We start from the raw sequence: 19,455 nt of genomic DNA on the forward strand, positions 1-19,455 counted from the left end.
GGTCAGGAGCAAATAAAGAACATTTATTCCATTCGAGAGAGAGGACTTTAAAGTCCTTTCTTTTGAAAAAATATCTTTATCTTTTCCCTAAAGTTGCATTAATTAGTTGAATCTAGTCATCTAAAAGATACCTTAATTCATAACACCTTAGGATTTAGCAAAGTATCCACTTTAAATGACCCTTTTGAAATTGCTAGTATAACGGGTATTAGCATGACTGGAAATACAAAAGATGATAGGAAATAGAAAAGCATGATATTTCATCATAAAAAAAACGATTTTTTAAATAATGCTGAAATCATCTGTTTTAGCAGAACACCAAATGAACCATTGATGTGGAGTCACTACGCTGATAAGCATCATGGGGTTTGCTATTGTTTTGATGAATTAGAATTAACAACATTTGATGGACTTACAGCTCACTTTGGAGATGTAATTTATTCTAGCCATTTACCAGAAATAAATTACAGGGAAGGAAACACGACTTTAGAAGATTGGAATAGAGAATTGTTTAGAGTTCTAATGACAAAATCATTAAATTGGGTATATGAAAAAGAAGTCAGAGTGATAAGGAAAAAAAATGTTGGAAATACATTTAGAACTCAAAGTTTAAAAGCAATTATTATTGGGCATAATGCATCGATTTGGAATAAAACTAAAATCTTGGAACTAATAGCTCAAGCTAATGAATCAAGAGATCAAAAAATAGAAATATATTATGCTTGCTTGAGTACAAGGAGTTTTGAAATTTTTATTAATGATAAACGATCCAGTATTGTAGCAGAAAATAGTGTCGGAATTGGATAATAACCAATAAGTTTAGATATACACAATCCTCGAGTTAGCAAATAAAATTACCCAAGAATACTGAAATACTAAAACAAAATAAGCTACTGACTCAAAAGGATGTAGCTTTTTTTATACCTTGGCTCTACAATAAAAACCAAATAGAAAAACGATGAACACAACAGAGCAAGTACCACAGCAGCTAAAACGATCAAAGTTCCCTATCAAAAACATATTTCTTTCTGACTACGAAAAATACGAAGGCGTTCGCAGAATCAATATTTATGTGATGCGGTTGTTTTTCGCGTTAATGTTTATTTTTGTTGCCACAGATTCCTGGACCGTTATTCTTACCCATGAAGGTGCTTGGGATCCAACAAGAGCAGTTGCTTGGTGCACTTGGGCAGCTTACTCAACGCTGGCAATTTTAGGAGTATTCCATACGTTACGAATGTTACCCATTATGCTTTTTATGATTTTCTATAAAGGACTTTGGCTTATTGTTGTCGCTTATCCTTTATGGTCCGCAGGCACGCTCAAAGGTTCACCAGCAGAAGGGATGGCTTATATGTTCTCCGGAATTATCATACCAATACTTTTCGTGCCGTGGAAATACGTATTCAAAAAATACATTTTAATAGAGACGAAAAAGAAATGATGTATATTGATTCCTAAATAAGTAATTTTTGTGGAAAATACAATTTACGCACTCAAACGGATCGAAAGACCAGTCATAGTAACTTACGATTAATCAACACAAACTAAAAAAAATATAAAATGAAATACCTAAAAATGATAAATAGAATCTTTTCTTTCAATAGTATCGTGTTATTTACGATATTATTTTCTGTCCAAGTATCTAATGCGCAACAAGCAAAGAAAAACGAAAAAGTTGTTATAAAAACTTCTATCTACTGCGACCATTGCAAAGAATGCGAAACTTGTGGTAAAAATTTTCAAACTAATATGCTGAAAATAAAAGGCGTAAAAATGTATGAGCTTGACGAAAAAAAGAGAACGATAACGGTTTACTACAACGGACAAAAAACAGATTTGCAGACAATTAAAAAAGGAATTTCAAAACTGGGTTATGATGCCGATGAAATAAAAGCAGAGGTTGCATCTTATGAAAAACTTGATGACTGTTGCAAAAAAATATAAAGCCTGACCTACGCTAAAGCGAGCGCCCGAACGTGTCCGCTAATAAGAAGAAATAAATATTATAATTCAAATTAAACTGGCACGAGCGAGACGTTTGCGTTAGCTAAAAAGTACGTTACAATCGGTTAAACTTAAACTTCTGTCCACCAACAGCTGCTTCGTACATGAGTCCACCCTTCAGCATGGTGAAGACCATAACGCCATCCGTATATTTTACATTTGCTGCGGCACCTTCTGTTGCCGCTACTGCTGAGGCTTGGGCCGAAAACTCGAATCGGCTTTCTTTAAACCGGTCCAAATCCTTTTTTGACTCAAAAAATATTACCTCGCGGTACGCTTGCGCACCTGCCTGGAACCCTATGCTAACTTGCGTCAACTTTGCCATTCCAACTATCTTGTTATGTTCATAGACAGTCCCGTTACCAGCAGCTCCCCCGATACCGAATCCTCCCTTGCCAACATTGGGAAAGATGACATAGCCATACGCTTTTTCAAAAATCCCTTTCATAAGAGCGTCTTTTTCTATGAACTCAGCCTTAGCTATATTGCTGTCAGCAATAATTTTATTCTTTTTAACTTTTGTTTGTCCGAATATAGGCGTTATGTTTATTACACAAGCCATCACTATCACCCAAATAATATTTAAATTTTTCATAACTATATATATTAAATTGTTGTAAATTTTCCTTGTTCAAAGATAAAAAAAAATTCTTATTTAAAAATAAATTAACTTGATTATCAATATAATACATTTTTTTAATCAATTTATAGCGTAATTATATCGCCTAAATGCCGTCCGATCTTCCAATAATCAGACACAAACAAGAACTAGAACGAAATGCAATTTTGTTCTCCTTTTTTCTACCTTTGAAAAACACAAATACAAAAACACAACAATAGTACGCATGATTACAAAAGCAACACTAGAAGACGTTTCAAACTTAAATAAATTAATCAATTCAGCTTATCGGGGTGAATCTTCTAAAAAAGGATGGACCACCGAAGCCAATCTTTTAGAAGGACTTCGAACCACTGAACAAGAATTGAATGAAACCATTCAAAACCCGAAAAATACAATTCTAAAATTTACCCAAAACAACCAGATTATAGGTTGTGTATTGTTGGTTGAAAAAGAGCATCAATTATATTTAGGAATGCTGACGGTTTCGCCTGAGTTGCAAAATAGCGGAATTGGAAAAAAATTATTGCAGCAGGCTGAAATTCATGCTTCGGCATTAGGATTGCCCAAAATTGTAATGACGGTGATTTCCGTCCGGGAAGAATTGATCGAATGGTACAAACGCAACGGTTATGCAGACACGGGAGAAAGGGAACCTTTTCCGGTAAGCGATGTTCATATTCCAATCTCAGAAGAACCATTGGAATTTATTGTATTAGAGAAAAAAATAGCGTAATTTCATAATCCATTTACTAAAATGATTAACTGACAATAAACAAATTTTAAATCAAAATAAAATGGCAAATAATAGTAAAACATTAGTTGTAAAAGATTTAAAAGAAAAATCAATTCTGGTTTCCAGAACATTTAATGCCCCGCTTGAAAAAGTGTGGCGCGCCTATACCGAAAGTGACTTATTGGAACAATGGTGGGCACATGACCGTGGAAAGCCGAAACCAAAACAATGCACTTTTCTGTTAGCGGATATTGGTTGTATGCTATGGTCAGTCCTGAAAATGAGAAACATTGGGGACGGATGGAATACATTGCCATAATGCCTCATAAAAGCTTTGAAATCAAAGACGGTTTTTGTGATGAAGACGGAAATATAAACCCATCCCTGCCGGTTTCTAAAGGAACTATTGTTTTTGCTCAAACTGCATCAGGCACTTTGGTTGAATTCAAGATGTTTTATTCCAGTGAAAAAGAAATTGAAACTATTGTTAAAATGGGCTTTGAGCAAGGTATTGCCGCTTGTCTTGAGCAATTGGAAGCGTTATTTCAAGAAAATAAAATCTAAGAGTAATTGTTCGGATTACGATAATTCCTCTCTTTTTACGGGCAGCTCGCGTAAGGGATTGCGGCGGTATCCTTTATTTTTTCTTTAAAAAATAAAGATAAAGCCAAAAGCCCGACCCCAAACTTGAAAATGAGGAAGGAACGACCGAAAATTTCAAGTTTGTGGTTACGCCCAAATGATAATAAAATATTTTTGAGTTTAAATCCCTTTTACAACACCATGTCTTCCAACAAGCGTTGGGCTGTTTGTTCTAAATCATCGCACAAACCCGGATGTGGTCTTGAGGTTTGAATCGCTGAACTACGAATAGCGGTCAACCAGCGGAAACGTGACGGAATATCGAATTGTGCGATTGGGCCTCCCGATTTCTCGCCATGTCCCACCTTCTCAAATGCCTGCAAATTTAAATGCAATTGTTCCAAATCTAAATCGGCTGAAAACAATTGGAGTTTAGCTTCATTAATTGAACAGAGCACTTTTATAAACTTGGCTTTTTTACAAAAGAGAATAATACCCACATTGAGGAATTCTTCGCGTTCTACCCTTGGTACAACCCGGATTACGGCATACTCATATAAGTGTTTCTCTTGCATTTTGTGCTTCATTTATAAAAATTTCGGAATGGTTTAAGCGTATGGATAAAAACTGGAAATAGACTTCCCGGATGGCTTCGGGAGTTTCATCAGAATCTTCCCATTGCAGCCACTCTTCTGGAATTAAATTAACAATGGATTGTAAAACTTCATCCGTTAATATTTTTTTGAATATTACGTCGGTTTCTCTCAATAGGGAAGCCTGAGGCAACAATACATGGTCTTTTATCAGTGCAAAAGGACTTTGCGCATGCGTTTTCCAATTGGTCCAGGAATGATGAAAATAGAGACTTGCGCCGTGATCAATCAGCCACAATTCCTTGTGCCAAATCAACATATTGGTATTTCTGAAGGTTCGGTCGACATTGGTGATAAAGGCATCCAGCCAAACAATTTGCGAAGCTAATTTTGCATCTACAACAGTCACAACAGGATCGTAATTGATCGCACCTGACAAATAGTGCAAAGCCAAATTAAGTCCCTGGCTACCCTGAAGCAGATCCTGAATTTCTTCGTCGGCTTCCGTTCGTCCGAATGCTTCGTCGAGATTGGCATAAACCAATTCCGGCATTTTTAGTTTTAAAACACGGGCTATTTCACCGCCAATTAATTCGGCGATTAAGGCTTTGACGCCATGTCCAGCACCTTTGAATTTCAATACATATTTAAAATCATCATCGGCTTCAGCGAGCGCAGGCAAAGAACCGCCCTCCCGCAACGGAGTAATATATCGCGTAACATTTACGGTTCTAAGATGGGGTATTTTTTCCATAATCAAATTGGATAAAGCTATTTTGCTTGAATACAAACTTACAAATAAGTAGGATGAATTTAATTACAATTTTATAGAATGATTAGGTAAACTTTGTCATTCCGACGAAGGAGGAATCTCATAAATACTATTTTTATCATCAAAGTAAATCCTTAACAAGATAAATGCAACGGTACTATTTAACAATGAAACCACTACCTAAAACTATAATGAGATTCCTCCTTCGTCGGAATGACAAACGGAAATGAAATGACAACCAGTAATGAAATGACAAATGGGAATGGGATAAAAATACTAAGCCTCATTTTCTATACTCAAATAAGCTTTTCCAATATTCGCAATAACATCTGAAGCGATAAACGATTGATAACCGGTTTCAGGCAAAGCAATATCTGCAGTTAGACCGTGAAGATAAACGCCAACAATTGCGGCATTTATCGGTTCATACGATTGCGCCAATAAACTGGTGATCATTCCGGTCAAAACATCGCCGCTTCCTGCGGTGGCCAAAGCCGCATTTCCTGTGCTGTTTTCGTAGATTATATCGCCATTGATAATATGTGTTGGTGCGCCTTTCATTACAATAACCAAATGGTAGTTCTTTGAGAAGGAAATAGCTTTTGTTATTTTCTCTTCTTCAGAATTCCATTTTCCAATTAATCGTTCCAATTCTTTGGGATGTGGCGTGAGAATAGTTTTGGGCAGTAATAAAGAAAGCCAAGATTTATTTTGGGATAAAATATTCAAAGCATCGGCATCGATTACTAATGGAACTTTATTGGTTTTCAGCAATTCATGAAAGGCTTTGTGGGTGGCTAGTTCCTGCCCTATTCCCGGTCCAATTCCTATGGCTTGCGGTACAATATCGAAAGTGATATTTGAGATAAATTTTTCTTGAACATCAGTTAATACCATCACTTCAGGAATGGAGATTTGCACAATTTCATAACCGCATTTTGGAATAAAAGCCGTCACCAATCCGCAACCGGTTTTCAAAGCTGCTTTGGATGAAATACACGCCGCACCCATTTTACCATAGCTTCCGCCAATTAATAAAGCATGTCCCTGGATACCTTTGTGCGTGTGTTTATCAATGGGTTTATAGCGTTTTAGAATTTCGTTTTTGTCAATACAAATAGGATTCATCGTAGGATTTGTTTGTCTAAAATTACGAATTATAAACGGAATTTAATGATTCTAATTCTACAATTTGCCATTCCATAAAACTTAAGGTTCATACCATTTGGCTTCAGAATTGGATAAATAAGTACAACACTTTTTGTTATTCTTTTAAAAAAGAATACTTTAGTATCCTAGAATTACCATTTAAAATAAACCAATGAAAAAAACATTATTTTTATTACTGTTAGCCGGACTTATAAATACTTCTTATGCCCAAGAATCCGGTACTCCACCTAAAGAAACAAAAGCAGTCGCAAAAGAGAATAATTCTGCTGCCAATCTTGTTTTCAATCCTGATCAAAATGTTGTCACTGAACACACCACGACCATAAAAGGACAAAGAGTTCCATACAAAGCAACCACAGGTACCATGCCGGTTTGGGATGAAGATGGAAAAGCAATTGCAGGATTATTTTATACGTATTATGAACGTTCCGACGTTAAAGATCGTGCTTCTCGCCCGTTGGTGATTTCTTTCAATGGTGGTCCCGGTTCTGCTTCGGTTTGGATGCAAATTGCGTACACCGGTCCTAGTTTATTAAATATTGATGATGAAGGATATCCTTTGCAGCCTTATGGAATCAAAGAAAATCCTTATTCCATTTTGGATGTTGCTGATATCGTTTTTGTAAATCCTGTCAACACCGCTTATTCCAGAGCAACAAGCAAAGAGATTCCAACGACTAAATTTTTCGGTATAAATGCGGATATTAAATACTTGGCCGATTGGATTGGTGGATTTGTGACTCGCACGAACCGTTGGGCTTCGCCTAAATATCTTATTGGTGAAAGCTACGGTACAACCCGTGTTTCCGGATTGGCGCTACAATTGCAAAACAATCAGTGGATGTATCTTAACGGCGTTATATTAGTTTCCCCTACAACATTAGGAATTACTCGCGGCGTGGCTGCTGATGGAGCGCTAAAACTACCGTATTTCGCAGCTACAGCATGGTATCATAAAATGTTACCTCCCGATTTACAGAATAAAGATTTGACTAATATGCTGCCAGAAGTGGAAGATTTTACCATCAACGAACTTCTTCCTTCGTTAAGCAAAGGCGGTTCGCTTGATGAGCAGAAAAGGAAAGAAATAGCTGCAAAAATAGCACGTTATTCCGGTATTTCGGAAAAAGTCGTTATGCAAAACAATTTAGACGTTCCTTATAATTATTTCTGGAAAGAATTGTTGCGCGATAAAGGTTTTACCGTGGGCAGACTGGATTCCCGTTACAAAGGAATTGACCGAAAGGATGCAGGAGATGGTCCTGATTTTAATGCTGAACTTACTTCCTGGTTGCATTCCTTTACTCCGGCAATCAACATGTATATTCGCAATGATTTGAATTATAAAACCGACTTTAAATACAATATGTTTGGTTCCGTGAATCCTTGGGATAAATCAAATGATGAAACAGGTGAAAATCTACGTCAGGCAATGGCACAAAATCCTTATTTGAATGTTATGGTTCAATCTGGCTATTATGATGGTGCCTGTGATTATTTCAATTCGAAATACAATTTATGGCAAATGGATCCCAGCGGAAAGCTAAAAGACAGAATGAGCTGGAAAGGCTACCGAAGCGGACACATGATGTATTTAAGAAAAAAAGATTTAGAAACGGCTAATGAAGATATTAGAGTTTTTATCAAAAATTCATTGCCTAAAACGGGAGAATCGGCAAAGTATTAAGAATATCACTTTTGGCTAAAAAAGACAAATCAAATTTATTTTTGATTTGTCTTTTTTAGTTTAGTAAACGTAATGTATTTTTTAAAAACAGAAAGGAATTGATAAACAAATGCCCTAGCCCAGAGTGAAATGGAAAGCCCACAGTCAAGCCTTTTTAGGCGCGACGAGGACTTGAAATGGAAAGCTGGAAATAGCTCCTAAAAAAAATTATTAGTTGAAGATTCTGTATTATTTCGAAAACGTTTGAAACTTTAAACTTTGCTAGCTCTCGCCCTTGTCACTCAAAATAAAAGCAATAAATTAGCGCCATCAAATTTTATACAAAAACACAATGAAAAACACTGCGCTTACGCACATACATGAAAGTTTGGGAGCAAAAATGCTTCCGTTTGCCGGATACAATATGCCTATTTTATATGAAGGGGTGAATGCGGAACATGAAACAGTTAGAAATGCTGTGGGTGTTTTTGACGTGTCACACATGGGAGAATTCTTGCTTACGGGTCCAAATGCATTGGCTTTGATTCAGAAAGTGACTTCGAATGATGCTTCGACTTTGACTATCGGAAGAGCGCAATACTCTTGTTTACCTAATAATGATGGTGGAATTGTAGATGATTTAATTGTCTATAAAATGAAAGAAGAGCAGTATTTATTAGTGGTAAATGCGTCGAATATTGATAAAGATTGGAATTGGATTTCAGCTCATAATGATTTGGGCGTGGAAATGAGAAACCTTTCGGATGATTATTCTTTATTGGCGATTCAAGGACCAAAAGCGGTTGAAGCGATGCAAGCTTTGTCTTCATTAGACTTATCGGCTATTCCTTATTACCATTTTGAAGTGGGTGATTTTGCCGGAATTGAAAACGTAATTATTTCAGCTACGGGTTACACCGGTTCTGGTGGTTTTGAGATTTATTGTAAAAACTCGGAAGTAGAACAAATTTGGAATAAAGTTTTTGAAGCGGGTGCTGCATTTGGTATTAAACCAATTGGATTAGCTGCTCGTGATACGTTGCGTTTAGAAATGGGTTTCTGCTTGTACGGAAATGACATTAATGACACAACTTCCCCTCTTGAAGCTGGTTTGGGTTGGATTACAAAATTCAATAAAGAATTCACCAATTCAGAAAATCTGAAAAAACAAAAAGAAGCCGGAGTTACTAAAAAACTGGTTGCTTTTGAAATGCGAGAACGTGCGGTGCCAAGACATGATTATGAAATTGTGAATGCTGCTGGAGATGTAATTGGAATTGTAACTTCCGGAACGATGTCGCCATCTATGAATAAAGGAATTGGTATGGGTTATGTAACTGTTGAAAATAGTCCTGTTGATAGCGATATTTTCATAAGAATTCGTAAAAATGATGTTCCTGCCAAAGTGGTAAAATTGCCTTTTTACAAGAAATAAATTTTAAATGAAAAGATATTCACTGGTAATATTCTTGACTACATTTTCACTATTTGGTCAAAATAGCGCTACCACTTGTGAAAAACTTTCCAAAATAAATGCGTTGATACAACGCGAGCATGTTAATCCAAAACCGGTAGACGACAGTTTATCGGTTTTTGTTTTTGACAGTTTTATTGATAAAATGGATCCGTCCAGAAACATTTTTCTAAAATCGGAATACGATATCTTTTCTAAAAAATACCGATTAAATATTGACGATCTCATCAAAAGCAACGATTGTTCTTTTCTAATGGAAATCTCAAGCGTTTACAAAAAAGACCTTTTGAGAAACAAAGCAATTTTAGAAAAAATTAATCGAGAACCAATCGATTATGAATTGAAAGATACGATTCGGTTTTATAAAAAAGCATTTCCTATTTATTTATTGGATAGCCAAGTGGAGAAAGTTTGGCGAAAAAAAATCAGATATCAAATTCTGGATGATATTTCGCAAACCAGCAAAAATCTGGATTCTGTTAAAGCTAATTTTACCTCAATAGAAGCTTTAGCCAAAAACAGTATCATTCAAAATGAACTTTGCAGGATAAATACTATTTTGCAAAATGACACCGATTTCGAAGAAAACCTTTACAATGATTTTTGCAGTTATTTCGATCCGCACACTTCTTATTTTAGTGATGATTCTAAGTCCAGTTTTGTAGCCTCTCTATCAAAAGAGCATTTATCACTGGGACTCAACGTAAGCTTAAATGAAAAAAGTGAAATTATAGTAGATGATTTAGATCCAAACGGTCCCGCGTTTTTGACTGGGAAAATTAAAAAAGGGGATCAAATTGTTTCAATTTCAAATCAAAAGGAAACATTATTGGTTACCTGCGCATCATTAGAGTCAATTTCGAATATGATTCTGTCAGAGGCTAATAAAAACATCGTGTTGACTCTGAAACGTAAGACGGGAAAAAATTTTGATGTCCTTATAGAAAAGCAAGTGATCAAAGATGAAGAAAACACGGTTTACAGTTTTATTATCGAAAAAGAGATCAAAATAGGGTATATAAAAATTCCAAGTTTTTATGCCGATTTTGAAGACAACACCAACAAAGGCTGCGCCCAGGATGTTGTAAAAGAAATAATTAAATTACAAAAAGATAATATCAAAGGATTGGTTATTGATTTAGTTGATAATGGCGGAGGTTCAATGGAAGAAGCTATAAAACTTGCCGGTATATTTGTTGACCGTGGTCCTATTTCCGTTGTTATAGACAAAAACAAAACCCAAACAACAATAGAAGATCCTTTTAAAGGAATGTTTTATAAAGATCCTATCGTGATACTTGTAAATGGAAATTCAGCATCAGCGAGTGAATTTTTCGCATCCACGCTTCAGTATTACAATAGAGCTTTATTAATAGGAAGTAGGACTTTAGGAAAAGCGACGATGCAAACAATTCTTCCTTTGGAAGTAAATGACAAGGAAAATTTTGTAAAAGTAACCGTTAATAAATTTTACAGAATTACAGGAAAAAGCCACCAGAGTATAGGTATATCTCCAAATGTATTCCTTCCAGAAATTTATGAAACAATATTCCAAAAAGAAAGCAATTTCCCAACGTCCTTAAAGAATGACAGTATTAACACTTCAATCAAATTCAAAACGTATTTTAAAAATAGTTTGATTGAACAAATAACAAAAAACAGTAATCAAAGGATTGTAAACGATTCTTATTTCAATACCATTAATAAGATAAATAAACGGATAGATGTTCTAGTCAACAAACCGAAAACAGCAACGCCTGTTACTATTGATGCCGTTTTTGAAGAACAAAATAAAGTCTCCAGCTTATGGGATGATATTATTCTTTTTAATTCGAAGAGTATTGATTTGAATGTTTATAACTCGAATTTAAATAAATATCTTCTTGCTATTCATCCTTTGGAAAAAACATATAATCAATTCCAATTAGATGCTTTGAAAACAAATCATTATCTAAATGAAGCAATTACTATAATTGAAGATTTTAATACTTTAAAATAAAAAAATAACACCCCAAATCATCTTAAATTGTCGAAAAGAATTTAAATTGATTTTGGTAAAATAACTAATAGCTGTATTTTTGCAGTTCAAAATAAAAAATTAGCAATGGGAAGAGCGTTTGAGTTTAGAAAAGGTCGAAAAATGAAACGTTGGTCAGCAATGGCTAAAGCATTTACAAGAATTGGAAAGGATATCGTCATGGCTGTTAAAGAAGGCGGACCAAATCCTGATGCTAATTCAAGATTAAGAGCAGTTATCCAAAATTCAAAGGCTGCAAATATGCCTAAAGAAAATGTGGAACGTGCTATAAAAAAAGCAACCGATAAAGATACAGCCAACTATAAAGAAGTTTTATTTGAAGGATATGCACCGCATGGGATTGCAATTCTTGTGGAAACGGCTACAGATAACAATAATAGGACTGTTGCAAATGTTAGAAGTTATTTTAACAAATGTAATGGAACAATGGGAACTCAGGGTTCAGTAGAATTTATGTTTGACCATACTTGTAACTTCAGAATTCCTGCAAATGGAATGGATCCAGAAGAACTAGAATTAGAATTAATCGATTTTGGTGCTGAAGAAGTTTTTGAAGATGAAGATGGTATTTTAATTTATGCTCCATTTAATAGTTTTGGAACGATACAAAAAGAATTAGAAACTAGAGGTCTGGAAATCCTTTCTTCTGGTTTTGAAAGAATACCCCAAATCACTAAAGCGTTAACGGAAGCTGAAATGGCCGATGTAGAAAAACTAATCGAAAAATTAGAAGAAGATGATGACGTGATGAACGTCTATCATACTATGGAAGAGGCGTAAACTTCATTCCAACTATATATAAAACTCTAGCTCTGGCTGGAGTTTTTTTTGTCTCACATTGTATTCATTTAAAATTAAGCCATGTTATTTCTTATTTTAAGTATTCTCTGTAGCGTAACTGTAGGGGTGATTTTCAAAGTAGGCCGAAAATACACTTTAAATACAACCCAAATAGTCTCATGGAATTATGTGTTTGCCCTATTGCTTTGTTATTTCTTTTATAGCCCTGATTTAAGAGCAGTTGATACATCAGCTCCCTGGAGTATTTATATTCCGTTAGGGATTTTATTACCAATTATATTTTTGTTTTTAGCCGCTTCCATTAAGCACATGGGAATTGTAAAAACAGATGCCGCACAACGCCTTTCCCTTTTTATTCCTATACTCGCGGCTTGGTTATTATTCAATGAAGAATTCAATAGCATCAAACTGATTGCTTTTTTGATAGCCCTACCCGCTTTGTTATTAGTACTTTCAAAAAAAACCGACAATCTAAATAACAAATGGATTTATCCAGCGGTCGTGTTTGTGGGTTTTGGAGCAATAGACATCTTGTTCAAACAAATCGCTTTGGCGACAAGCCTACCTTTTACAACTTCTCTATTTATTGTTTTTGGAATTTCGTTGATCTTAATTTTGGCAGTAGTTCTTTACGAAATAGCGTTTAAAAAAGCCCAATTTCAAAGTAACAATTTTCTTTTTGGTGCGCTTGTAGGAGTGTTTAATTTTGGAAATATTTTATTTTATCTTAAAGCACATCAGGCTTTCGCTAAAAATCCATCGACAGTATTTGCTGCTATGAATATGGGCGTAATTATTATAGGAAGCATCGTAGGAATAGTTTTTTTTAAAGAAAAAGTTAGCCGTTACAACTATTTTGGATTACTATTAGCAATAGTGGCTATTGTACTTATTACCTTTTCTCAAGTTCTCACTTAATAAAAAAATTTTGTGCTAAATCATACATATAATTGGTATATTACATGCGAACCCAAAAAAAAACGGCGATACTTTAAACTATTTTCAGGATAATTATTTGATAAATAGAACATTATTAATTAACATTAAGAATACAAAAGAGGAAATCATTTTTTTATGACCGTTTTTCACAGAATATAGCCGCTGATTGAATTTGGTAATTAGTTACCTATTCCTAATATAGAATATCGTTCTAAGGAACGCTTTAAATTATAACATTTATGACAAACAACATTCTAATTGAAAATCAATATAAAAGAACAAGTTTATTTGAAAAAGAAAATGTAAACTATTTAGTTCGCATTTTAAAAAGATTTAATACCGTACCGAAGATAAATAACATCAATATTATCACCTCAACCAGTGAGCCTACTATTTTCAAAATTGTACCTAATAAATCAATTATAATTGGTTCGTCCTTTTTAGACAAGCCCATATTAGCTTTAGTTTATTTAAGATATGGTATTGAATGGCAGCTATGGTATAAAGCGTTGACTAATGAAAAAAAGGATACTGAATTATGTGATATCGCGGCACTTGAAGTGATTCGAATATTTTATAATTTACTACCTAAAGATGATAAAGAAAAATTAGAAAATCTTGATTATGTTTTAATTAATTTAATTAAAAATAGTAGCGATTTAAATACTGAATATACCTTAAACTACGAAGAGCTGCAATCTTTTCATGGCTTGAAGAATTTAGACCACGAACTTAAAGAATCTTGGAAACCAATTGTTGAAAATCTGGCAAAACCTACAGAATACTTATTGATGTCTGGAGGAGATCTCAGATTGAACATCGACGAAATTCATTTGCTAAATAAGTACGGATGCCGCCCATTCCCGAGGCCTGATGCGTTTACTTTTGCCTCTTCGACAGCCTCAAGCGTTTCAAATTTTGCTTTCGATAAAACAGATAAAATTAGAAGTATATTAATTAGAAACAGTTTGAAAAATGGTTTTAAAAATGCCACTATGGAGTTTTCTGCATTACTAAAAAACAACCTTAGAAAAATATTCAAATTAAATGAGGAATGCGAAATAATTTTTTCCCCATCAGGAACAGATTCTTCACTTCAAATAGCAGCTATAACGCAAATTATTTCCGATAAAGAAATTACACATATTCTAGTTGCAGCTGATGAAACTGGCAGTGGTGTTGCTGCGGCCTTAAAAGGATATCATTTTGAAAATACAACAGCTTTGAATTATCCGATAAAAAAAGGCGATAAAATTGAAGGTTTTAGAGATGTTGATTTAATTGAAATCCCTTTTAGAGATGAAAATGGCGCGGTGAAATCTTCTGTTCAATTAGATGAAGAAGTATTTAATGCCGTTTCCAGAACCAAAGATTTAGGCAGGCACGTAGTGTTGCACACTATGGATCAGTCGAAATTAGGTTATCAATCTCCTAGTGATGAATTTATTAAAAAACTAAATTCACTTAAAGATTTATCAATTCAGATAATTGTAGATGGTTCACAGCTTCGATTAGATCCAAAAGACATACAAAATTATTTAAATAAAGGATATATTGTTACCATAACAGGGAGTAAATTCTTCACTGGTCCTCCATATTGCGGCGCATTAATCCTGCCTAAAAGTGTCAATAAATTAATTCATTCTGCAAAAAACACATTGCCCAAAGGTTTAACTAAATATTACAATCATTCCGATTGGCCTACTTCTTGGTTCTGTTCAAATGAATTATCTGATGGTTATAACTATGGTTCCTATATGCGCTGGAATGCCGCCATAGTTGAAATGGACAGGTATTACAAAACACCTATTTTATACCGAAATATGGGTATTGAGATGTTTTGCAATTTTGTTGACGACTCAATCAAAGAAGCCACTTTTTTACAGCCTATCTATGGTGATGAAACCAAAACGAAGCGTTACAGCAGTAAAGAGTTTGGAATAAGAAATATCCGCACCATTTTTCCCTTCTTTATTTTTAAAGATGATAAAGTCTTATCTGTTGAAAAAGTCAAAAAATTGTATACTTTATTAAATTCCGATTTATCCGATCAGTTTGAAGATTCCTCTTTAGAAATCATCCGACTTGCTGCCCAAAAATGTCATATTGGACAAGCAGTTCATGTAAAATATACTAATGAAATTGAAAGTGCTATTTTAAGAATTAGTTTGGGTTCAAGAGTTATTTCTGAAAGTTGGGTCAATAGAGATATTAGTCTCTTTTTTAGAAATATAGAATTGCAAATGAGTCAGATCACAATCACTATTAAAAAGATAGAATTAATACTTAGTAATCCTGAATTACTGAAATAAATAGTGTTATCAGTGGTCAAAAAAAAGTCCCATTTGCATCAGCAAATGGGACTATAAATCTATAATTTTAAATTTATTTTATAAATTCTATTTTTTGAGCTTCTTCTTCATTGATGCTGTCAAAGAAACCTTGATCATTCATCCAGTCATCACTAAACACTTTACTCATATAACGAGAACCATGATCTGGAAAAATAGCGATTACATTACTGTCCTTGTTAAATTCTCCTTCCTCTGCATATTGTTTTATGGCCTGCATTACCGCACCTGAAGTATATCCTACAAATAAACCTTCTTTTTTTACAATCTCTCTGGCTGCATGAGCACTTTCTTCATCGGTAACTTTCATGAACTTATCGATAATATCAAAATCTGTTGCAGATGGAATTAAGTTTTTACCCAAACCCTCTATTCTGTAAGGATAAATTTCATCATTGTCAAACTCTCCGGTTTCATGGTATTTTTTTAATACTGAACCAAAAGCATCTACACCTAAAACTCTAATATTTGGATTTTGCTCTTTCAAGTATTTTGCAGTTCCTGATATAGTACCACCCGTTCCGCTACAAGCGATAAGATGCGTAATTTTACCATTTGTTTGTTTCCAAATTTCTGGCCCGGTAGATTTATAATGTGCGTCAATATTCAATTGATTAAAATATTGATTGATATATACAGAACCTTTCGTTTCTTCATGCAAACGTTTGGCCACATTATAGTACGAACGCTCATCATCTGCCGAAACATGTGCTGGACAAACATAAACTTTAGCTCCTAAACTACGAAGCATATCAATTTTATCTTTGGATGATTTTGAGCTAACAGCAAGAATACAATTATAGCCCTTTACGATGCTTACCATCGCTAAACTAAAGCCGGTATTCCCAGATGTAGTTTCAATTATGGTATCGCCTGGAGATAAAATCCCTTTTTTTTCAGCCTCTTCAATTATGTATAAAGCAATTCTGTCTTTAGAAGAATGTCCCGGATTAAAAGCTTCTACTTTAGCGTAGAAATTACCTTTTAACTCTTCGGTGACTCTATTTAGCTTAATAAGTGGAGTATTACCTATTAATTCTAATACGTTATTATAAGCGTTTATTTCTTCTTTCATAAAAAAATAGTTACTCAAGATTCTTTTTACGTAACCTCGAAACATGACAAATTTAACAAAAATTTTTGAATTAGTTTTTAATTTCTTCTAAATCTAATAAAAAACTAAATTCTTTGGCCAATTCCTTTAAGGCTTCAAATCGTCCAGATGCACCACCATGACCTGCTTCCATATTTGTATCAAGATATAAAACGGTATCATTTGTTTTCATAGTTCTCAATTTAGCCACCCATTTAGCGGGTTCCCAATATTGCACCTGCGAATCATGAAGACCGGTAGAAACATACATATTAGGATAATTTTGTTTTTTCACATTATCATAAGGCGAATAGGATAACATATAATTATAATATTTCTTTTTATTCGGATTTCCCCATTCATCATATTCACCTGTTGTAAGTGGAATACTATCATCAAGCATTGTGGTTATCACATCCACAAAAGCCACCTGAGCTATGACACCATTATACAATTGGGGTGCCATATTTGCCACTACACCCATTAATAATCCACCCGCAGAGCCACCTTCGGCATATAAATGTTCTGGTGAAGTATATTTTTGTTCAATTAAAAACTTAGAACAATCAATAAAGTCCGTGAATGTATTTTTCTTTTTTAATAACTTTCCGTCCTCATACCATTGTCTTCCCAGATCTTCACCGCCTCGAATGTGAGCTATGGCATATATAAATCCTCTGTCTAACAAAGTCAATCTCGTCGACGAAAAAGTAGCATCCATAGAATGCCCATAAGAACCATAAGCATATTGAAGCAGGGGATTTTTTCCGTCTTTCTTTACTTCTTTTCGGTACACCATTGAAATTGGAATTTTGGTTCCGTCTTTTGCAGTTGCCCAAACTCGTTCTTCTATATAATTATTTTTATCAAACTTACCTCCTAAAACCTGCTGTTCTTTTTTGATTTCTTTCTCTTTGGTCTTCATATTAAAATCAATAACCGAAGAGGGTGTGGTCATTGATTGATAGCCATACCTCAAAATTTCTGTGTCAAAATCAACATTGGTTGTGGTGTATGCGGTATACGTTTCGCTTTCGAAAGGCAAATAATACTCCCCTTCCCCACTCCAAGGCATAATTCGGATTTTGTTCAAACCATTCGAACGTTCTTCAACGACTAAATAATTAGCGAAAATTTCAATATCTTCTAATAAAACATCTTCTCTATGCGCTATAACTTCTTTCCAATTCTCTTTTGAAGTCGCAGTTTCAAGAGTTTTCATCAACTTGAAATTTTCGGCCTCATCTGCATTAGTCATTATATAAAAACTGTCTTTATAATGATTAATACTATATTCTACTCCTCGAATTCGTTTCTGAAAAATTTCAAATTTTCCTTCAGGATTATCTGCATTTAAAATTCTGTACTCAGTCGTTAATGTACTTCCCGATTCAATTGCTAGGTATTTTCTAGATTTAGATTTTGCAATTTCTACATTGTAAGTGTCATCTTTTTCAAAATAAACCAAAACATCTTCAGAAGATTTTGTACCCAATTTATGTTTGAAAATTTTGTCCGAACGCAAAGTAACTTCGTCCTGACTGGAATAAAAAATGGTTTTATTGTCATTTGCCCAAACAGCACTTCCGGTCACTTTTTCTATTTTATCCTCTAAAATCTCATTGGTTTCTAAACTCTTAACCTGAATGGTATATATTCTTCTGCCAACGGTATCAAAACTAAAAATAGCTAATTTATTATCTGGACTAACACTCAAACCACCCAATTGAAAATACGATTGCCCTTTGGCCATTTCATTACAATCAAACATGATTTCCTCTTTTGCCGAAAGGCTTTCCTTTTTTCGAGAATAAATAGGATAATCTTTTCCAGTTTCAAAACGGGTTATATAGTAATAACCATTGTATAAATAAGGAACTGACTCGTCGTCTTCCTTGATTCTGCCTTTCATTTCCTCAAATAATTCTTTTTGGAAATCTTTGGTATGCGCAGTCATTTTTTGATAATATTTATTCTCCTTGTTCAAATAATCGATGACTTCAGGATTTTCTCTGTCGTTCATCCAAAAATAATTATCGATTCTGGAGTGTCCTAAATTTTCTAACGTTTTAGGAATTATTTTAGCAACAGGTGGTTGTATATTTTCTGACATTTTTATACGTTTATTTAATATGTGATTTTACAAAAATAGTACAAAGCCGATTTAAAACACCTCCGTTTTTGATCTAATTTAACATTGCTTATTCCTTCAAATGTAGTAATTTCGTATTTCAATAATTTAAAATTTATCAAAATGGATTTAATGGGAATGATGGGAAAACTTAAAGAGACCCAACAAAAAATAGAGGATACAAAAAAACGTTTGGATACTGTTCTTATCGATGAGCAAAGTACAGATGGTTTATTGAAAGTAACTTTGACTGCCAATAGAAAAATAAAATCAATCACAATTGACGATTCTTTATTGGAAGACAAAGACCAACTGGAAGATTATTTGATTTTAACTCTGAATAAAGCTATTGAAAAAGCGACTAAAACAAATGAAGCTGAACTTGATGCTGTTGCAAAAATGGATATGCCAATGATTCCAGGAATGGATAATTTGTTCAAATAAAAAAATAAAGTTTAAGGTTTAAAGTTTTTGACAATGCAA

The 19,455-nt window shown here is 34.2% G+C and carries 19 protein-coding genes; 13 read left to right on the forward strand and 6 right to left on the reverse strand.

Features of this window, described 5'->3' with window-relative positions; all coding sequences use genetic code 11:
• Positions 1-252: 252 nt before the first annotated feature.
• From ACFX5E_RS12025 to ACFX5E_RS12035, 3 genes are all read left to right on the forward strand, one after another.
• Positions 253-807, forward strand: a complete 555-nt coding sequence (locus ACFX5E_RS12025) for a DUF2971 domain-containing protein (protein ID WP_379855390.1) — start codon at positions 253-255, stop codon at positions 805-807.
• A 151-nt stretch (positions 808-958) separates the two neighbouring features.
• Entirely contained in the window at positions 959-1,444 is a 486-nt protein-coding gene (locus tag ACFX5E_RS12030) for a hypothetical protein (protein WP_379855391.1), read from the forward strand.
• Between the two features lie 119 nt (positions 1,445-1,563).
• Complete coding sequence (locus ACFX5E_RS12035) at positions 1,564-1,947, forward strand: heavy-metal-associated domain-containing protein (protein ID WP_379855393.1); 384 nt, start codon at positions 1,564-1,566, stop codon at positions 1,945-1,947.
• Positions 1,948-2,062: 115 nt separating this feature from the next.
• On the opposite strand, the gene ACFX5E_RS12040 is transcribed toward ACFX5E_RS12035, so the two are convergent.
• Positions 2,063-2,602, reverse strand: a complete 540-nt coding sequence (locus ACFX5E_RS12040) for a lipid-binding SYLF domain-containing protein (protein ID WP_379855394.1) — start codon at positions 2,600-2,602, stop codon at positions 2,063-2,065.
• A 250-nt stretch (positions 2,603-2,852) separates the two neighbouring features.
• On the opposite strand from ACFX5E_RS12040, the gene ACFX5E_RS12045 reads away from it, so the two are divergent.
• From ACFX5E_RS12045 to ACFX5E_RS12055, 3 genes are all read left to right on the forward strand, one after another.
• Positions 2,853-3,362, forward strand: coding sequence for a GNAT family N-acetyltransferase (locus ACFX5E_RS12045; RefSeq protein ID WP_379855395.1), 510 nt, complete (start codon positions 2,853-2,855; stop codon positions 3,360-3,362).
• Positions 3,363-3,423: 61 nt separating this feature from the next.
• Positions 3,424-3,681, forward strand: a complete 258-nt coding sequence (locus ACFX5E_RS12050; RefSeq protein ID WP_379855396.1) for an SRPBCC family protein — start codon at positions 3,424-3,426, stop codon at positions 3,679-3,681.
• Positions 3,627-3,926 (forward strand): SRPBCC family protein, encoded by a 300-nt coding sequence (locus tag ACFX5E_RS12055; protein WP_379855461.1) that lies wholly within the window; start codon positions 3,627-3,629, stop codon positions 3,924-3,926. Before ACFX5E_RS12050 ends, ACFX5E_RS12055 begins: the two co-directional genes overlap by 55 nt.
• Before the next feature lie 209 nt (positions 3,927-4,135).
• Here ACFX5E_RS12055 and ACFX5E_RS12060 read toward each other — a convergent pair whose 3' ends face one another.
• The 3 genes from ACFX5E_RS12060 to ACFX5E_RS12070 form a co-directional block, all read right to left on the reverse strand.
• The gene (locus ACFX5E_RS12060; protein ID WP_379855397.1) at positions 4,136-4,519 is read right to left on the reverse strand and encodes a DUF3037 domain-containing protein; all 384 of its coding nucleotides are present in this window, start codon (positions 4,517-4,519) and stop codon (positions 4,136-4,138) included.
• Positions 4,497-5,291 carry a HipA family kinase gene (locus tag ACFX5E_RS12065; protein ID WP_379855398.1) on the reverse strand — a complete coding sequence of 265 codons (795 nt, stop codon included), beginning with the start codon at positions 5,289-5,291 and terminating at the stop codon, positions 4,497-4,499. Before ACFX5E_RS12065 ends, ACFX5E_RS12060 begins: the two co-directional genes overlap by 23 nt.
• A 294-nt stretch (positions 5,292-5,585) precedes the next feature.
• Entirely contained in the window at positions 5,586-6,437 is an 852-nt protein-coding gene (locus ACFX5E_RS12070) for an NAD(P)H-hydrate dehydratase (RefSeq protein ID WP_379855399.1), read from the reverse strand.
• 193 nt (positions 6,438-6,630) lie between these two features.
• Here ACFX5E_RS12070 and ACFX5E_RS12075 point away from each other — a divergent pair, with 193 nt between their 5' ends.
• The 6 genes from ACFX5E_RS12075 (at position 6,631) to ACFX5E_RS12100 (ending at position 15,709) form a co-directional block, all read left to right on the forward strand.
• Positions 6,631-8,166, forward strand: coding sequence for a S10 family peptidase (locus ACFX5E_RS12075; RefSeq protein ID WP_379855400.1), 1,536 nt, complete (start codon positions 6,631-6,633; stop codon positions 8,164-8,166).
• A 331-nt stretch (positions 8,167-8,497) separates the two neighbouring features.
• Complete coding sequence (gene gcvT, locus ACFX5E_RS12080) at positions 8,498-9,580, forward strand: glycine cleavage system aminomethyltransferase GcvT (RefSeq protein WP_379855401.1); 1,083 nt, start codon at positions 8,498-8,500, stop codon at positions 9,578-9,580.
• A 7-nt stretch (positions 9,581-9,587) separates the two neighbouring features.
• Positions 9,588-11,618, forward strand: a complete 2,031-nt coding sequence (locus ACFX5E_RS12085; RefSeq protein WP_379855402.1) for a S41 family peptidase — start codon at positions 9,588-9,590, stop codon at positions 11,616-11,618.
• A gap of 105 nt (positions 11,619-11,723) precedes the next feature.
• Positions 11,724-12,437, forward strand: coding sequence for a YebC/PmpR family DNA-binding transcriptional regulator (locus tag ACFX5E_RS12090; RefSeq protein WP_379855403.1), 714 nt, complete (start codon positions 11,724-11,726; stop codon positions 12,435-12,437).
• An 81-nt stretch (positions 12,438-12,518) separates the two neighbouring features.
• Positions 12,519-13,376 carry an EamA family transporter gene (locus tag ACFX5E_RS12095; protein ID WP_379855404.1) on the forward strand — a complete coding sequence of 286 codons (858 nt, stop codon included), beginning with the start codon at positions 12,519-12,521 and terminating at the stop codon, positions 13,374-13,376.
• A gap of 260 nt (positions 13,377-13,636) precedes the next feature.
• Positions 13,637-15,709 carry a hypothetical protein gene (locus tag ACFX5E_RS12100; protein ID WP_379855405.1) on the forward strand — a complete coding sequence of 691 codons (2,073 nt, stop codon included), beginning with the start codon at positions 13,637-13,639 and terminating at the stop codon, positions 15,707-15,709.
• Between the two features lie 73 nt (positions 15,710-15,782).
• On the opposite strand, the gene ACFX5E_RS12105 is transcribed toward ACFX5E_RS12100, so the two are convergent.
• The gene (locus ACFX5E_RS12105; protein ID WP_379855406.1) at positions 15,783-16,823 is read right to left on the reverse strand and encodes a PLP-dependent cysteine synthase family protein; all 1,041 of its coding nucleotides are present in this window, start codon (positions 16,821-16,823) and stop codon (positions 15,783-15,785) included.
• Positions 16,824-16,893: 70 nt separating this feature from the next.
• Positions 16,894-18,954 (reverse strand): S9 family peptidase, encoded by a 2,061-nt coding sequence (locus ACFX5E_RS12110; protein ID WP_379855407.1) that lies wholly within the window; start codon positions 18,952-18,954, stop codon positions 16,894-16,896.
• A 141-nt stretch (positions 18,955-19,095) separates the two neighbouring features.
• Between ACFX5E_RS12110 and ACFX5E_RS12115 the strand changes: the two genes are divergently transcribed.
• Positions 19,096-19,416: a YbaB/EbfC family nucleoid-associated protein gene (locus ACFX5E_RS12115; RefSeq protein WP_379855408.1), complete on the forward strand. Its 321-nt coding sequence runs from the start codon at positions 19,096-19,098 to the stop codon at positions 19,414-19,416.
• The last annotated feature ends 39 nt before the right edge of the window (positions 19,417-19,455 follow it).

It is taken from the genome of Flavobacterium xylosi (assembly GCF_042787345.1).
Taxonomy (GTDB): Bacteria; Bacteroidota; Bacteroidia; order Flavobacteriales; family Flavobacteriaceae; genus Flavobacterium; species Flavobacterium xylosi.

Bases quoted from the DNA above. Each gene is read 5' to 3' on its own strand.
- ACFX5E_RS12025 (WP_379855390.1), top strand. From the start codon at position 253: ATGATATTTCATCATAAAAAAAACGATTTTTTAAATAATGCTGAAATC.
- ACFX5E_RS12030 (WP_379855391.1), top strand. From the start codon at position 959: ATGAACACAACAGAGCAAGTACCACAGCAGCTAAAACGATCAAAGTTC.
- ACFX5E_RS12035 (WP_379855393.1), top strand. From the start codon at position 1,564: ATGAAATACCTAAAAATGATAAATAGAATCTTTTCTTTCAATAGTATC.
- ACFX5E_RS12040 (WP_379855394.1), bottom strand. From the start codon at position 2,602: ATGAAAAATTTAAATATTATTTGGGTGATAGTGATGGCTTGTGTAATA.
- ACFX5E_RS12045 (WP_379855395.1), top strand. From the start codon at position 2,853: ATGATTACAAAAGCAACACTAGAAGACGTTTCAAACTTAAATAAATTA.
- ACFX5E_RS12050 (WP_379855396.1), top strand. From the start codon at position 3,424: ATGGCAAATAATAGTAAAACATTAGTTGTAAAAGATTTAAAAGAAAAA.
- ACFX5E_RS12055 (WP_379855461.1), top strand. From the start codon at position 3,627: ATGGTCAGTCCTGAAAATGAGAAACATTGGGGACGGATGGAATACATT.
- ACFX5E_RS12060 (WP_379855397.1), bottom strand. From the start codon at position 4,519: ATGCAAGAGAAACACTTATATGAGTATGCCGTAATCCGGGTTGTACCA.
- ACFX5E_RS12065 (WP_379855398.1), bottom strand. From the start codon at position 5,291: ATGGAAAAAATACCCCATCTTAGAACCGTAAATGTTACGCGATATATT.
- ACFX5E_RS12070 (WP_379855399.1), bottom strand. From the start codon at position 6,437: ATGAATCCTATTTGTATTGACAAAAACGAAATTCTAAAACGCTATAAA.
- ACFX5E_RS12075 (WP_379855400.1), top strand. From the start codon at position 6,631: ATGAAAAAAACATTATTTTTATTACTGTTAGCCGGACTTATAAATACT.
- gcvT (WP_379855401.1), top strand. From the start codon at position 8,498: ATGAAAAACACTGCGCTTACGCACATACATGAAAGTTTGGGAGCAAAA.
- ACFX5E_RS12085 (WP_379855402.1), top strand. From the start codon at position 9,588: ATGAAAAGATATTCACTGGTAATATTCTTGACTACATTTTCACTATTT.
- ACFX5E_RS12090 (WP_379855403.1), top strand. From the start codon at position 11,724: ATGGGAAGAGCGTTTGAGTTTAGAAAAGGTCGAAAAATGAAACGTTGG.
- ACFX5E_RS12095 (WP_379855404.1), top strand. From the start codon at position 12,519: ATGTTATTTCTTATTTTAAGTATTCTCTGTAGCGTAACTGTAGGGGTG.
- ACFX5E_RS12100 (WP_379855405.1), top strand. From the start codon at position 13,637: ATGACAAACAACATTCTAATTGAAAATCAATATAAAAGAACAAGTTTA.
- ACFX5E_RS12105 (WP_379855406.1), bottom strand. From the start codon at position 16,823: ATGAAAGAAGAAATAAACGCTTATAATAACGTATTAGAATTAATAGGT.
- ACFX5E_RS12110 (WP_379855407.1), bottom strand. From the start codon at position 18,954: ATGTCAGAAAATATACAACCACCTGTTGCTAAAATAATTCCTAAAACG.
- ACFX5E_RS12115 (WP_379855408.1), top strand. From the start codon at position 19,096: ATGGATTTAATGGGAATGATGGGAAAACTTAAAGAGACCCAACAAAAA.